The sequence below is a fragment of the Peribacillus cavernae genome (assembly GCF_003989135.1).
In the GTDB taxonomy this organism is placed as follows: domain Bacteria; phylum Bacillota; class Bacilli; order Bacillales; family DSM-1321; genus Peribacillus; species Peribacillus cavernae.
In genome coordinates, this window is record NZ_RYZZ01000012.1 from 20,750 (window position 1) to 33,344 (window position 12,595).

A 12,595-nucleotide genomic window follows, 5' to 3' on the forward strand; every position below is an offset into this window, starting at 1 on the left:
TTCATATATTTGTACTTATTTTAGCAAAAGGGGGCGTCCTTAGTTTGAACGTTACAAAAGAAAAATTAAAAGACTTAATCAGAACAAAACTGCACAATGCTGGACTTAGTGTCGAGCACGCTGATGGTGTAGCTGATGTGCTTGTCTATGCGGATGCGAGAGGAATTCATTCGCACGGGGCAATCCGTGTGGAATATTACTCTGAGAGAATCGCCAAAGGTGGAATCAATGTCAATCCTGATTTCAGTTTTGAAAAGACGGGACCAAGTGCAGGCCTGTTTAACGGTGATAATGGTTCGGGACATGTAGCGGCAAAAAAGGCGATGGATGAAGCAATCAAGATGGCGAAAGAAACTGGGATTGCTGTTGTCGGAGTAAAAAGGATATCCCACAGCGGTGCCCTTTCCTACTTTGTCCAACAAGCTGCGAGAGTAGAAATGATAGGCCTTTCTGTTTGTCAGGCTGATCCGATGGCCGTCCCGTTTGGCGGAGCGGAGCCTTATTACGGTACAAATCCGATCGCCTTCGCGGCTCCGGGGAAAGATCAGAAAATGATCACGTTCGATATGGCTACCACTGTAAAGGCATGGGGGAAAGTCCTCGATGCCCGTTCAAAAAACGAGCCCATTCCGGATAACTGGGCGGTCGATCAGCACGGGGAGCCGACAGCCGATCCATTTCAAGTCAACGGTTTATTGCCGATTGCCGGCGCAAAAGGATATGGGCTGGCGATGATGGTCGACATATTATCAGGAATTCTATTGGGCCTGCCTTTCGGTAACCGTGTTTCTCCTCTCTATGGCGATCTTTCCAAAGGCCGTGATCTGGGCCAGCTTCATATTGTTATTAATCCTGCCTTCTTTACGGATTTGGAGACTTTTAAACAAAACATCTCCCAGACAATGGCTGATTTAAACAACATAACACCTGCACCGGGATTCGAACAGGTTTCATACCCGGGCCAGGGGAGTGCGCTAAGAGAAATCGAGAGTGAACAGAATGGGATTGAGATTGTAGATGATGTATATAACTATCTCATTTCTGACGTCATTCATAGCAATAAATACGGAAACAAAGATCCCTTCGCAAAGTAATCCCGAAAAAAAGTCACACCCCCGGCAGAATGAGAGATTCTGCCGGGGGCGTGCCTTTTATTTTATTTTGCCTTATATTCGGTCGGTGGCGTGCTCTTCAGCGCCTCCTTGCTGATTTTAGGTACAAGGAAGAAGAACAGGCAAAGCACAGCAAGGTAGACATTTGCACAAAAGAAGGTTTCAGTTCTTCATATTGCTGAGCAAACGCATCGCTGGAAGCACCTTCCCAAATGCTTCTCAAGTGGTCTCTCATTTGATCCAAACGGCTCACCAATTCTGTAACATTACCACTCTCCGTGCCATATTATAATGAACAATTTAAATAAACAGACCTTTTGTTATATAACAAAGATCTGCTCTCATGTATTATTCACTAAAATCCACATTGTGGTACACTTGCCTGACATCTTCTAAATCTTCTAATGCATCAATCATTTTTTCAAATTGTGCTTGTGCGTCTTCTGGAAGTGTTAGGTCATTTTGCGCAAGCAATGTTAGTTCTGCAACGGTAAATTCAGTTATACCAACATTCTTGAATACTTCTTGCACTGCATGGAACTGGTCAGGTTCGGCATAAACGATAACCGCTTCATCTTCTTCAAGAATGTCACGTACGTCTACATCTGCTTCCATTAATAATTCAAGCACTTCATCTGCTGTTTTACCTTCCAGACCAATGACAGCTGTCGCATCAAACATATATGCTACAGATCCACTAACGCCCATGTTCCCACCGTTTTTACCAAAAGCAGCACGCACATCGGATGCAGTACGGTTCACGTTATTTGTCAGTGCATCTACGATTACCATGGATCCATTTGGTCCGAAGCCTTCATAACGAAGTTCGTCATAGCTTTCTTCTGAACCGCCTTTCGCTTTTTCAATCGCACGATCAATAATCGTTTTCGGTACACTGTACGTTTTTGCACGCTCGAGTACGACTCTTAAAGCCTGGTTTGATTCTGGATCTGGTTCACCTTGCTTAGCTATCACATAAATTTCGCGTCCAAACTTTGCATATATCCGACTCGTATTTGCATCTTTTGACGCCTTTTTTTCTTTAATATTGTTCCACTTACGTCCCATAAAGAACACTCACTTTCAATTTTGATTCTACACAATATTAGTAATATGAAATAAGCTGCTCCTTCAACACTTTTGCCAAATAACTATAAAGAGTTCGCTACGATTTAATATTGCCTACAAACAATACTAATTAAAGATGTTGCACTTATTCACTAGATTATATTATACCTTAATTGCCTAATTTGTTTCGAGTTTAATAATCAAAAAAGACAGGCAGTTCCCATGTAACTGTGTAATGATGAGAGTAGATACAATTAGCATAAAAAGGAAGAGGAAACTTACTCTCTATCGATGGTTATCCTCAAAAAAAAAGTCAAAACGACATCTTAGGTCGCATTGACTCGTTTTAAGAATTACGATTTATTATTTGTTTTTCTCTTTTCAATTTCTTTTTTCACCAAGGGTATTACCTTTTCTTTTACTGTTTTTTGTACTTTTGGATTATTTATTAATTTCATAAATTTGTTTTTCATTTTCATACCTCCGAGTTATTAAATTTGGGATTTAACTAATATGGAGTTGTGTATTAAAAAAAGGGCATAAAAGATTCTTCTATCCTATGGCTATTGTATATTATTCTAATTTTGTCGATATCTACTCAGAATTTGTAGATATTTCTCGGGAAATTGTTGAAATTTGAAAAATGGTGGATCCGAATAGTCGGACAAAGGAATTTCTACATTTTATTTGGTTGCCTGAGGTTTAAATAGTCATTGAATTATCTAACACTAGAACTTATAAGATCTTTAGCTCTATCGTCTAGGGGCTTGTCCGTATCGCGTAACGCTATAAGCGTTTCGATGTCGGATTGAACAAAGATACGCCAATCGCCATCTCCTTACAGCTCATATCCATTTCGCTCTAAGTTTTACACATGCTTACGAACAGTGGGTGTTGCATCTCCACTTCTTCTGCCACTTCCTTGGAAGAGGATACTCATTCATTCGGATGTATATCCTGTCGCATATCGGACCTCCCTTTCTATTAAAGACGAAGGTTCTGTGGATTTATTTGCATGTTATATCGCCCAGTGATACGAAACACAAAAAAGAACCGATCAGCTCCTTTCTATTATATATTTAAATGAAGATTTATCAAATGTTTATACATCAATAATTTGCTTCCACAAATCTTTACACAGATAAGCAAAAAAACCTTAACAGGCACCTTATTTTCGGAATATGGAGAAAAGCGCCCCCCATTTTTCTTTAGGTTTTTGTATCGCTTCTTCTAAACGTTTATTAAAATCATTTTGTGAACTCCATTCTTTTTTCTGTTCGTCCCGCATATTTTGTATTTCTTTTTGTAAGAGTTCACTTTTTTGTTTTTCTTGTTGCAGCAATGTCTCGTAATGGGTATTTTGTTGTTCAGTTAATTTTTCAATTTTAGCATTAGTTTTTTGCGTTGAATTTCCAATACTAGAACTTATAACATGATGATCTTGCTGGAGTCGGGAAACCGTTGTTTTGAGCTGTGACATATCGTTTGTCAGTTGGACATTCATATCACGTGTGGCTGCGAGTTCATTGACTAAAAACATTAAGACCTCTTTTAATTGATTGGCGTCGTGGGGTAAATTTCCATATGTATCGGGTATTGCTATCTCTGTTTCATTGGATCCTTCTAATCTTTCTTTTTGTTGATATACAAGGTCTTTAGCTGTATCGTCTAAGGGCTTGTCCGTATCGCGTAACGCTATAAGCGCTACGATGTCAGATTGAACAAAGATACGTCGATCGCCATCTTTCAAAAACTCATATCCATTTCGCTCTAAGATTTGGCCATACTTTCGAACAGTGGGAGTTGCAATCCCCACTTCTTCTGCCACTTCCTTGGAAGAGAAAGCTCGTTCATTCGGTTGTATATCACGTCGCATATCGGGCCTCTTTTCTATAATTAGTAGTATCTGTAGTGTACTTGACCTTAAATTTTCTGTCTAGCTGAGACGATAGAATAAAAAGCAAATGGAAAGCTGAAATAAGACCGTTTCTTATTGCCCGGTATCCTGTAAGTATGAGTCCATACTATGCGCTTACAAAAAAATCACCTAATCCTTTTGACGGAGATCTAAAACCGGTTGTGAATATTTCTTGGAATGATGCAATTTCTTTTTGTAATCTACTTTCACAGAATGCTGGACTGAAAGAGTGTTATTCTATAATTAATGGTGGTGAAAACATTATTTGTGATTGGGAATCAGACGGTTATCCACTTCCTTCAGAAGCAGAGTGGCAATCTGCATGTAAAGCAGAAACTACTGCTTATAGATACGGAGAGCTTGATAAGATTGCCTGGTATAACGAAAATTCAGGAGGCAAAATCCATGAAGTAGTAAGAAAGGAACCGAATGCATGGGGTCTGTGTGATATGTTAGGGAATGTTTGGGAGTGGTGTTGGGATTTATATGATGAACAAGTGTGGGCTCCTACTGAATTTTCCGAGGAGGTAGCTGGGCTGAAGAGGCCAGGGGTTGTGGGGCTTCGTGTCGTCGTCGTAGCCATCCGTCATTTTGCATAGATGGATTCCGTCTTGCCCAGTCTTTTTGACTTCTACAAACAAGCAAACTTTCGAGGTTTTACAGCTCAACTACCGGATAACAAGAGTGAAATAACTAGGAAGCACTCACGCTCCATGATTAGTTCCTGGCCCTCTACCCTTGATATGAGACTGTTTACAGCTTTTTGTTCTGACATTTCAATTCCTCCTGCCGTACTTTTTTGATACTGCTTCATGTTATGGACTCAGTCTTTTTCCTGCAGTTTACGCAAATAATCATTCATCCGGTCGTACCTCTCCTCCCAAACTCTCTTAAACGATTCAAGCCAGTGATCGAGATTCTGGAAAGGCTGCTGCCTAAGCTTATAAATCCGTCGATTAGCTAAAGCTTCCACTTCAACCAGACCTGCTTGATTTAGTACACGGAGATGTTTGGATGTTGCAGGCTGAAGAAGATCTAGCTGTTCTGCAATTTCACCTACAGTAAGGGAGCCATTGCGTAAAAGCTCTACAATCTGAAACCTGGTGGACTGACTCGGCAAGTGCGTTCAAAGTTGTTGTATTGTGTTCGCCCATAAATTATTTCTCCTTTCATTAAAAATATAACCCAGTAGGAATATTCCACTCAAGGAATATTAAATCATATATTTAAAAAAATTTGCATTTGGGTGATTTCTTTATCAACTTTCACCATATAAAAAGGCCCTTTTGCATGGCAGTATGCAAAATGGATTGATCCTTATGAAATACTAAGAATACACATCTTCATTTTGTCTCCTTCGGGAAAAACCGTGGCCGTTTGCTAAAGGTTTCATAATAATTTGTTGCCTGTTGTAAGGCCTGTTCCTCTACCCGAATCCTAAAGGAAAGTACAATTGCGTTTAGAATGGTAAAAACAATAGCTGTTATATAGGCTTGAAAAATAAGCGGGATGACGATAATTTCTGTCGCTACGATTACATAGTTTGGATGTCGCATAAACCGATAAGGACCTCTAGCAACGACTTTTGCCCCTGGTAATATAATAATCTTTGTGTTCCAGAATTGTCCAAGTGAAACAAGACTCCAAATCCGCAAGCATTGCGTTACAATAAATAAAGCAAAGGGTATATACCACCATTGGACTGGCCCATTTCCAAGAAGTCCTCCTTCGCCGAATAAGGAAATAAGAAATGCCGTATGCATGAGCACAATCCATTTATAATGGTTTTGTCCAGCTTCAAATGCTCCTTTTGCTTTCATCTGAGCTTCGTTTCGGCGTGCGATGACCAATTCGATCAACCTCTGGGCAACGACAAAGGAAAAAAATAGGTAAAAAAACAGCATCATCAAGAGCCCCACTTTAATAGTAATAATTCCGAACTAAATCCTGGTCCAAGCGCCGCAGCCAATCCATAGTCACCCTTGGGTATCGTTCTTTCAAGGAATCGTTTTAGCACAAATATAACGGTTGGCGACGACATATTGCCAAATCTACGCAAAATATCCCGTGATTCAACTGCGAATGTTTCGGTTGTTAAGACAGTCTTTTATTGCTTGTACACTTATTGATAAACCCATGTCTATGTATCGGTCATTTTTCTCTTGCAAGCTATGTTCCTCTGTAAACCACTCAAGTGGCGCGGCAAAATAACGCGTCTCAATTTGACCATTTTCAAAAACCTTTAGAAGCCGTTTAATATCAGCAAAATCACGTTTAAAAAAATTCCCTGCAAAAGCCATCGTCTCATTCTGATCGAGCCGATGGGGTGGTGTTGCCGTTCCGACTGATAAAATGCAGGACATAATAGCACTCCTCGTTAAATGATTACACTAACTAGCATAACATGGTTTTTTATATGCCGCTGAGCAGCGATTATTAATTGTGGCGTTTGTTAAATGAATATTGAACATTATTGAACATGGTAAAGTAAGTCTGTGCAGAACTGGATTGAAGAAGGCAATACGATGAGAGTAAAGCTTTTTACCTATTTCCACTTTAGGTCTCTATATGATTAATTTCCCATTTAGCTTCTTAATTAATAAATAAGAATCAAAAGAAAATCTCCAAATCAACAGTTTTGATGGAACTAATCTGTCCTCATCAGCTAACTTCCACATTTTGAATAGTTTAAAGTTATAGAGCATTTCCCTGTAATGAGGAATGCTTTTTATCTTGTCTAAAATTAAAAGGATATTTCTACAACAACAATAATATAATAAAAATCAATAATAACTTATTGTAAAACGATAAATTGTGTGTTAAAACCAAATTAATAATAAATAGGTGAGGTGCTTTTTATGAAACGAGAAACATTCTTTTTAAAGTTCGTTGTTGTTCTTATGGGACTTCCTGTCCTTGCTTTGTGTATATTTTTGCTACCTGGGATAGCTGAATATTTTGCAGAATTAAATCCAAAGTTAGATTTTTTGCAATATCCCTTTTTAATCGGGTTGTATGTAACAGCGATAGTATTTTTCGTTGCATTGTACCAGACTTTAAAACTTTTAAGCTATATTGACAAGAACCAGTCGTTTTCGGAATTATCTGTAAAGTCTTTAAAGTATATCAAATACTGTGCCATTACCATCAGTGCCTTATATGTGGTATTTATGCCACTCTTATATCTCATGGCAGAGTTAGACGATGCCCCAGGTATTATACTAATCGGAATGGTCATTATTTTTGGTTGCATGGTGGTTGCAGTCTTTGCCGCTGTTCTTCAAAACCTATTAAAAAATGCTATCGCTATAAAATCAGAAAATGATTTAACGGTCTGAGGTGAAAACAATGGCGATGATAATCAATATTGATGTGATGTTGGCTAAAAGGAAAATGAGCGTTACAGAACTTTCGGAGAGGGTTGGAATCACGATGGCTAATCTTTCTATATTGAAAAACGGAAAGGCAAAAGCGATTCGATTATCAACTTTAGAGGCGATTTGTAAGGCTTTAGAATGTCAACCCGGAGATATTTTAGAATACCGAAGTGATGAAGACACCCAAGATTAATAAAGTAGGAATATTTAACATGGAAAGGAGAGGCACAAATCATGAGAGCACTAAAACAACTCGTTCGTTTTGGTTGGGAGCAGGCCCTATCATGTTTGTTTCCTGTCGTTATTTTTGCCTCTTTGGCTTTTACACAAATCATGCCACTTCCCTTCCTACCCCGGTATGACTGGCTGCTCATCATCTGCCTTCTGATGCAGTGGTGGATGATGCGTTCTGGGCTTGAAACACGGGATGAACTAAAGGTTATCACATTGTTCCACCTTATTGGACTTGCTCTTGAACTTTTCAAGGTACATATGGGCTCCTGGTCTTATCCAGAGGAAGGATATTTCAAAGTTTTTGGAGTGCCTTTGTATAGCGGATTCATGTATGCAAGTGTAGCGAGTTATCTTTGCCAGGCGTGGAGAAGGTTTAAGGTTGAACTGGTTAGGTGGCCACCGTTTTTGGTAGTTGTACCTCTTGCAGCTGCGATTTATTTGAATTTTTTCACCCACCATTATTGGATTGACGTTCGTTGGTGGTTATCTGGACTTGTAATTATCGTCTTTTTGCAATCATGGGTCACATACGAGGTTGATGGAACTCGTTACCGTATGCCACTCGCACTTTCTTTTGTGCTCATCGGATTTTTTATTTGGATAGCCGAAAATATCGCAACGTTCTTTGGAGCTTGGGAATATCCAAACCAAACCGATGCATGGAGTCTCGTTCATCTAGGAAAGGTGAGTTCATGGCTCTTATTAGTGATTGTTAGCTTTCTTATAGTAGCGACGTTAAAGCAGGTTAAGGGAAAAATTCCACTAGGATAGATACTAGTCAATTTTTATAACTGTTAAGAACCCTCTTTTAAAAAAGTCGGATCCTTAGAATAGTAAGGAATTCGACTTTTTTTAGGTTGAAGTTCTCCTAGCGTACAAAATTCCGAATAAGATAAATTGGAAAAAGCAAAGTTCGAATTGATGCTTTTTTCTTTATAAATAGCTTTTGATAATACTGCCGGAATGCATTTATTAGGGGTTCTTGTGATTTAACATTTCTAAAGGAGATTTCGTTCAAGACTCTAATATGACTTTTCATACGTTAGCAGAAAAGTGGCTAGAAAGCTATGCAACGCAAGCTAAAGTGAGCAGTGTAAGGGCTAGAACGAATGAATCTAACGTATTACTCAAACAATGGAAAAACACACCAATAAAAAATATTAATAAGTCTGTGTATCGAGTATATTTAAATAAACTGAGCAAAGTGTATTCGCTGAACTATATGGATGGGATTCATACTACAGGCCGGATGATCTTCAAATTTGCTGTTGAGTCGGAATGGTTACAACAGAACCCTACAGAAAATTATGGCCTTCCTAAACAACAAGCTACTATTGAAGAAGTTGAAAAGGAGAATCTCAGAAAGAAATTCCTAGAAAAAAGCGAGCTTGTAAAATTCTTATCCCTTGCTCGTACTGAAGGACTTAGTAATGATTATACGCTGTTTTCGTTATTAGCCTATTCGTTGCATTCATTCAGGCATACGCATACATCGTTGCTGATCGAAGCAGGGGTGGGGTTGAAAGAAATTCAACAACGATTCGGACATACAGATATTCAAACAACGATGAACATCTATGCTCATATGACTGACAACATGGAAGAAAAGGCCTCCCATCAGTTCAGTAAACTGATGGGAGGCCTTCAACTTTAAAAGATATTTACATGTTAGATGAGCAAATAGGTGAGCATTTATTTCTAAAAACTCGTTAAACCCCTATATATCAAGGGATTTAAAACCCTATTACATCATGCCGCCCGTAAGCTTTGAGGGTGTAATATCGTTAACGAGAGGTGCAAAAAGCGCGGTAAATCAACGTTTTGGATATTGTTGGCTGTAATATCTTTAACGGGGAATTACCGTTTTTTATGGGATGGCGTTAGCAAAATGTTAGCAAGTTTAGAGCTGAAACCATTTCTAAAATACAAAATAAAATTAACCACATACTTAATTTGAAATATTTATTGATTCATTAACTTCAATTTTCTTGGGATCGACATTGGAATAATATTTTGGACGATATCCTATAAGGTGAATTTTAGTAATTACCCCGTTATCCAATTTAAGTGAAAGAGTTTCAATTTTATCAATTGTACCAGTTAAAATAAGAGATCCTACAATCATAACTCGTATTTTCTCAGGTGTGTATTTTTGGTTAACTAAGCTCGAAATGATATTTGGTATCACTTGGATTTTTGCATTTGTAGGATGACTAATTATCGATTCCACTAAAGAGTCTCCATAACCAGATGGTAAAACCTTTTCACCGAATAATATGCGTCTAATACGTAACATTGCTATATCATTAGAGTCAGTGTTTTACCCATCCCTCCACCAACTGACATTTCAGAAAAGATTGAGTTATTGCTTTCCCCTGTACCTTTCAGGTTTACAACAATGTATGTTCCTTCTCGTGTAGATCTGATGTCAATATTTTCAATGGATACAATATCTGCCTCATCTTTTATAGCAAACGGATATTTATCTCTATCTCTCATGTCCTTTAAAGCTTGTTCAATTTTAGAGTCAGGATTAATCAGTGTTATCTGATATTCACCCTTAATTTTGCTATGAAACTCATCGTAATCGGTTATTATTGGACCAAGCCAGAAACTTAATCCAGAAGATTTTACCTGTTCAATTGTATTTGTTGCAGTTTTACTGCAGTCAGTTCGCTTCTATTTATTGTTCTTTTTAATAACAACGGCTCTCCATTAAGAGTACTTTTAATTACAGGATTCTGATCTCCAATTTCCTCATTTAACATTTTGCTAACATATGAATATAAGTTATATACATCTATGTCACCATTTTTATCGGCAGCTTCTCCCTCTAAACCTCGAATTAAATAGTCGGTAAATGCTCCATGTCCCGCTCTATCCACAGCATATTGACTTGCAGTACATGCAGCAATAAGAACCTTTCCTGATCCTTTTACTTCTAATCCTCGATGCATTTCCTGTTGAATATTTCGAGTAATCGCTCCACTATGGCATGTATCAAAAAACGATAAAATTGTTTTAGCTGGGGTCTGGTCAATCAAATCTCTTACTTCGGACATTTTTATCATTGATATATTCGGAGAATAAACATTTCCATAAAATGGAACAAAATAACCTTCATTATCTATAAATGCACCGTGTCCAGCCCAAAATAGAAATAATATATCTGTATCAACTGCGGTTTCGAAGAATGATTTTAAGGCAGAAAGTAAAATAGTTCTTCTTGAAATACCCCCTCTGTTAGGATAGATGTCGTACGAGGCTAACGGAAATCCAAGGCGAACCGCTGGTGTTACATTCCGACAATGGTAGTCCGATGAAAGCCGCAACATTCCTAGGTTTACTGGAGAAATTGGGCATTCAAAGCTCGTTTTCCAGACCGCGTGTGAGTAACGATAACCCGTATTCAGAAGCGATGTTTCGGACGCTTACATATCGCCCGGATTTCCCACACAAAGGGTTTGTGTCACTCGAGAAAGCAAGGCAATGGGTCCAGCAATTTGTCTATTGGTATAATGAGGTTCACTTGCATAGTGGGCTCAATTTTGTGACACCGGTGCAGTGCCACACTGGGGCGTATGTGTCCGTATTAGAAAACCGAAAAGACGTGTACGAAGCAGCGAAGGCGAAGCATCCAGAGCGTTGGGCACGAGCCACAAGGAATTGGTCGCCACACGAAAAAGTAGCGCTTAATCCAATGCGAGATGAGGGGCAAACAGATGCATTTGGAAAATCATAATACGCCTTTTCCCTGGTGATTTGAGTCGAAAGCACGCTTTTCTTTTCGACTCAAATCACCAGGCCAGCAAGCGCAGCGCGGTAGCCTTGATTGAACTTGGAGCTAAACGATAGTAAACGGATATTTAATAAAATACTAAACAAGCTAAATACGACAACTATATTGACAAACACCGATTTTTAAATCTGAAAGTAAAAGCATCAAAACTCTTTCAATCCTCCGCCTGGAAAGAAATCGCGTGAAACGAAAAGTTGTGAAACAAGAGAATTCGGGTGGTGACAGGCACCCTATATTAATGGTCAGTGAAATTTGTTCATTGGTATAACTGCGAGCATTTGCATAGTGGGATAAATTTCGTGACACCAGATCAGTGCCATACAGGTGTCTATATTGATGTGCTCAAAAATCGAAAAGAAGTATATGAACAAGCAAAATTAAAACATCCAGAACGGTGGTCACGCGAAACAAGAGACTGGGTGCACACGAATCAGTGGCATTAAATCCGATGAAAGAAGCAAATGAAAAAAATAGAATTACATGACTTTTCTTCAGCAGAGCTTGAACCTACTCTACCCTTCTCATAAAAGAACAGAATGGTTCTGTTCTTTTATGAGAAGGCCACCAAGCGAAGCACGGTAGCTACACTATTAATTAAACACACTAGCAAAACAAGGAAAATGCGACAACTATCTTGACAAACACCGTACATAACAAGGAAAGAATGTACATTTCACGGAAAATGATAGAAAGGTCCTGACTTTAAAATGGACGGTACAGAATTTTTGTTTTTTTTTGGCCCATACAACATACTCCGTTTGATCATATGAATGGCGAATGATAAATAATATTCTTGCAGTGAATGAAGTGAATGCCTGAGTTGATTTTCTGCCGGAATTACCCGGAGCTGTCGAAAAGAGCCGATAATCAATAATCAGCGAAAAAAAGGAAAGATGGTCGGGTCAAATGGCAAAAAAGCATTTCTGAAAAATTGTCAGAGTCTGATCAAGACCTGCGAAATGTAAGGTTAATATTGGCTGGCACAACATTGCTATGGAAAAAGACAGAGAGCCAAATCAATCACTCTCTGCCTCTATTAATCTTTCGACAATTTTCGGGTGGGTCGAGTAGGAGGGAACCTTTCTGC

General features: G+C 38.7%; 15 protein-coding genes and 3 pseudogenes. 8 read left to right on the forward strand and 10 right to left on the reverse strand.

The window, feature by feature from the left end:
- The first annotated feature begins 44 nt into the window (after positions 1-44).
- Complete coding sequence (gene allD / locus ELQ35_RS10735) at positions 45-1,094, forward strand: ureidoglycolate dehydrogenase (protein WP_126864842.1); 1,050 nt, start codon at positions 45-47, stop codon at positions 1,092-1,094.
- A gap of 148 nt (positions 1,095-1,242) precedes the next feature.
- On the opposite strand, the pseudogene ELQ35_RS10740 reads toward allD, so the two are convergent.
- The 3 genes and pseudogenes from ELQ35_RS10740 to ELQ35_RS10750 form a co-directional block, all read right to left on the reverse strand.
- A pseudogene (locus tag ELQ35_RS10740) lies at positions 1,243-1,398 on the reverse strand (WXG100 family type VII secretion target); the annotation flags it as partial.
- A gap of 62 nt (positions 1,399-1,460) precedes the next feature.
- Positions 1,461-2,180 (reverse strand): YebC/PmpR family DNA-binding transcriptional regulator, encoded by a 720-nt coding sequence (locus tag ELQ35_RS10745; protein ID WP_126864843.1) that lies wholly within the window; start codon positions 2,178-2,180, stop codon positions 1,461-1,463.
- Positions 2,181-3,348: 1,168 nt separating this feature from the next.
- Complete coding sequence (locus ELQ35_RS10750) at positions 3,349-4,056, reverse strand: SH3 domain-containing protein (protein ID WP_126864844.1); 708 nt, start codon at positions 4,054-4,056, stop codon at positions 3,349-3,351.
- 77 nt (positions 4,057-4,133) lie between these two features.
- Between ELQ35_RS10750 and ELQ35_RS10755 the strand changes: the two are divergent.
- A pseudogene (locus ELQ35_RS10755) lies at positions 4,134-4,726 on the forward strand (formylglycine-generating enzyme family protein).
- Between the two features lie 195 nt (positions 4,727-4,921).
- Here ELQ35_RS10755 and ELQ35_RS10760 read toward each other — a convergent pair.
- The 4 genes from ELQ35_RS10760 to ELQ35_RS10775 form a co-directional block, all read right to left on the reverse strand.
- Positions 4,922-5,218, reverse strand: coding sequence for an ArsR/SmtB family transcription factor (locus tag ELQ35_RS10760; RefSeq protein ID WP_126864845.1), 297 nt, complete (start codon positions 5,216-5,218; stop codon positions 4,922-4,924).
- 223 nt (positions 5,219-5,441) lie between these two features.
- Positions 5,442-6,005: an isoprenylcysteine carboxyl methyltransferase family protein gene (locus tag ELQ35_RS10765; RefSeq protein WP_221884961.1), complete on the reverse strand. Its 564-nt coding sequence runs from the start codon at positions 6,003-6,005 to the stop codon at positions 5,442-5,444.
- Entirely contained in the window at positions 6,005-6,139 is a 135-nt protein-coding gene (locus ELQ35_RS23740) for a hypothetical protein (protein ID WP_126864846.1), read from the reverse strand. Before ELQ35_RS23740 ends, ELQ35_RS10765 begins: the two co-directional genes overlap by 1 nt.
- Positions 6,140-6,170: 31 nt before the next feature.
- Entirely contained in the window at positions 6,171-6,461 is a 291-nt protein-coding gene (locus ELQ35_RS10775; protein ID WP_126864847.1) for a hypothetical protein, read from the reverse strand.
- Positions 6,462-6,956: 495 nt separating this feature from the next.
- On the opposite strand from ELQ35_RS10775, the gene ELQ35_RS10780 reads away from it, so the two are divergent.
- The 4 genes from ELQ35_RS10780 to ELQ35_RS10795 all read left to right on the forward strand — a co-directional run bounded on the left by ELQ35_RS10780 (position 6,957) and on the right by ELQ35_RS10795 (position 9,363).
- Positions 6,957-7,436: a DUF2975 domain-containing protein gene (locus ELQ35_RS10780; protein WP_126864848.1), complete on the forward strand. Its 480-nt coding sequence runs from the start codon at positions 6,957-6,959 to the stop codon at positions 7,434-7,436.
- 10 nt (positions 7,437-7,446) lie between these two features.
- Positions 7,447-7,668 (forward strand): helix-turn-helix domain-containing protein, encoded by a 222-nt coding sequence (locus ELQ35_RS10785; RefSeq protein WP_126864849.1) that lies wholly within the window; start codon positions 7,447-7,449, stop codon positions 7,666-7,668.
- A gap of 41 nt (positions 7,669-7,709) precedes the next feature.
- The gene (locus ELQ35_RS10790) at positions 7,710-8,480 is read left to right on the forward strand and encodes a DUF817 domain-containing protein (protein ID WP_126864850.1); all 771 of its coding nucleotides are present in this window, start codon (positions 7,710-7,712) and stop codon (positions 8,478-8,480) included.
- A 256-nt stretch (positions 8,481-8,736) separates the two neighbouring features.
- Positions 8,737-9,363 carry a tyrosine-type recombinase/integrase gene (locus tag ELQ35_RS10795; protein ID WP_126864851.1) on the forward strand — a complete coding sequence of 209 codons (627 nt, stop codon included), beginning with the start codon at positions 8,737-8,739 and terminating at the stop codon, positions 9,361-9,363.
- Between the two features lie 294 nt (positions 9,364-9,657).
- Here the strand turns inward: ELQ35_RS10795 and ELQ35_RS23080 are convergent, their stop codons facing one another.
- From ELQ35_RS23080 to ELQ35_RS23090, 3 genes are all read right to left on the reverse strand, one after another.
- Entirely contained in the window at positions 9,658-9,939 is a 282-nt protein-coding gene (locus ELQ35_RS23080) for a hypothetical protein (RefSeq protein ID WP_246026037.1), read from the reverse strand.
- 68 nt (positions 9,940-10,007) lie between these two features.
- The gene (locus ELQ35_RS23085; protein WP_246026038.1) at positions 10,008-10,208 is read right to left on the reverse strand and encodes a hypothetical protein; all 201 of its coding nucleotides are present in this window, start codon (positions 10,206-10,208) and stop codon (positions 10,008-10,010) included.
- A 131-nt stretch (positions 10,209-10,339) separates the two neighbouring features.
- Positions 10,340-11,044: a caspase family protein gene (locus tag ELQ35_RS23090; protein ID WP_246026039.1), complete on the reverse strand. Its 705-nt coding sequence runs from the start codon at positions 11,042-11,044 to the stop codon at positions 10,340-10,342.
- Here ELQ35_RS23090 and ELQ35_RS10805 point away from each other — a divergent pair.
- Both ELQ35_RS10805 and ELQ35_RS22590 read left to right on the forward strand, forming a co-directional pair.
- Positions 10,966-11,451 (forward strand): annotated as a pseudogene (locus ELQ35_RS10805) (transposase); the annotation flags it as partial. The gene ELQ35_RS23090 and the pseudogene ELQ35_RS10805 sit on opposite strands and share 79 nt — an antisense overlap.
- 356 nt (positions 11,452-11,807) lie before the next feature.
- Complete coding sequence (locus tag ELQ35_RS22590) at positions 11,808-11,951, forward strand: hypothetical protein (protein WP_185861728.1); 144 nt, start codon at positions 11,808-11,810, stop codon at positions 11,949-11,951.
- The last annotated feature ends 644 nt before the right edge of the window (positions 11,952-12,595 follow it).

Coding starts and splice junctions, on each gene's coding strand:
- ELQ35_RS10745 (WP_126864843.1), bottom strand. CDS start 2,180: ATGGGACGTAAGTGGAACAATATTAAAGAAAAAAAGGCGTCAAAAGAT.
- ELQ35_RS10750 (WP_126864844.1), bottom strand. CDS start 4,056: ATGCGACGTGATATACAACCGAATGAACGAGCTTTCTCTTCCAAGGAA.
- ELQ35_RS10765 (WP_221884961.1), bottom strand. CDS start 6,005: ATGATGCTGTTTTTTTACCTATTTTTTTCCTTTGTCGTTGCCCAGAGG.
- ELQ35_RS23740 (WP_126864846.1), bottom strand. CDS start 6,139: ATGTCGTCGCCAACCGTTATATTTGTGCTAAAACGATTCCTTGAAAGA.
- ELQ35_RS10775 (WP_126864847.1), bottom strand. CDS start 6,461: ATGTCCTGCATTTTATCAGTCGGAACGGCAACACCACCCCATCGGCTC.
- ELQ35_RS10780 (WP_126864848.1), top strand. CDS start 6,957: ATGAAACGAGAAACATTCTTTTTAAAGTTCGTTGTTGTTCTTATGGGA.
- ELQ35_RS10785 (WP_126864849.1), top strand. CDS start 7,447: ATGGCGATGATAATCAATATTGATGTGATGTTGGCTAAAAGGAAAATG.
- ELQ35_RS10790 (WP_126864850.1), top strand. CDS start 7,710: ATGAGAGCACTAAAACAACTCGTTCGTTTTGGTTGGGAGCAGGCCCTA.
- ELQ35_RS10795 (WP_126864851.1), top strand. CDS start 8,737: ATGACTTTTCATACGTTAGCAGAAAAGTGGCTAGAAAGCTATGCAACG.
- ELQ35_RS23085 (WP_246026038.1), bottom strand. CDS start 10,208: ATGAGAGATAGAGATAAATATCCGTTTGCTATAAAAGATGAGGCAGAT.
- ELQ35_RS23090 (WP_246026039.1), bottom strand. CDS start 11,044: ATGTTGCGGCTTTCATCGGACTACCATTGTCGGAATGTAACACCAGCG.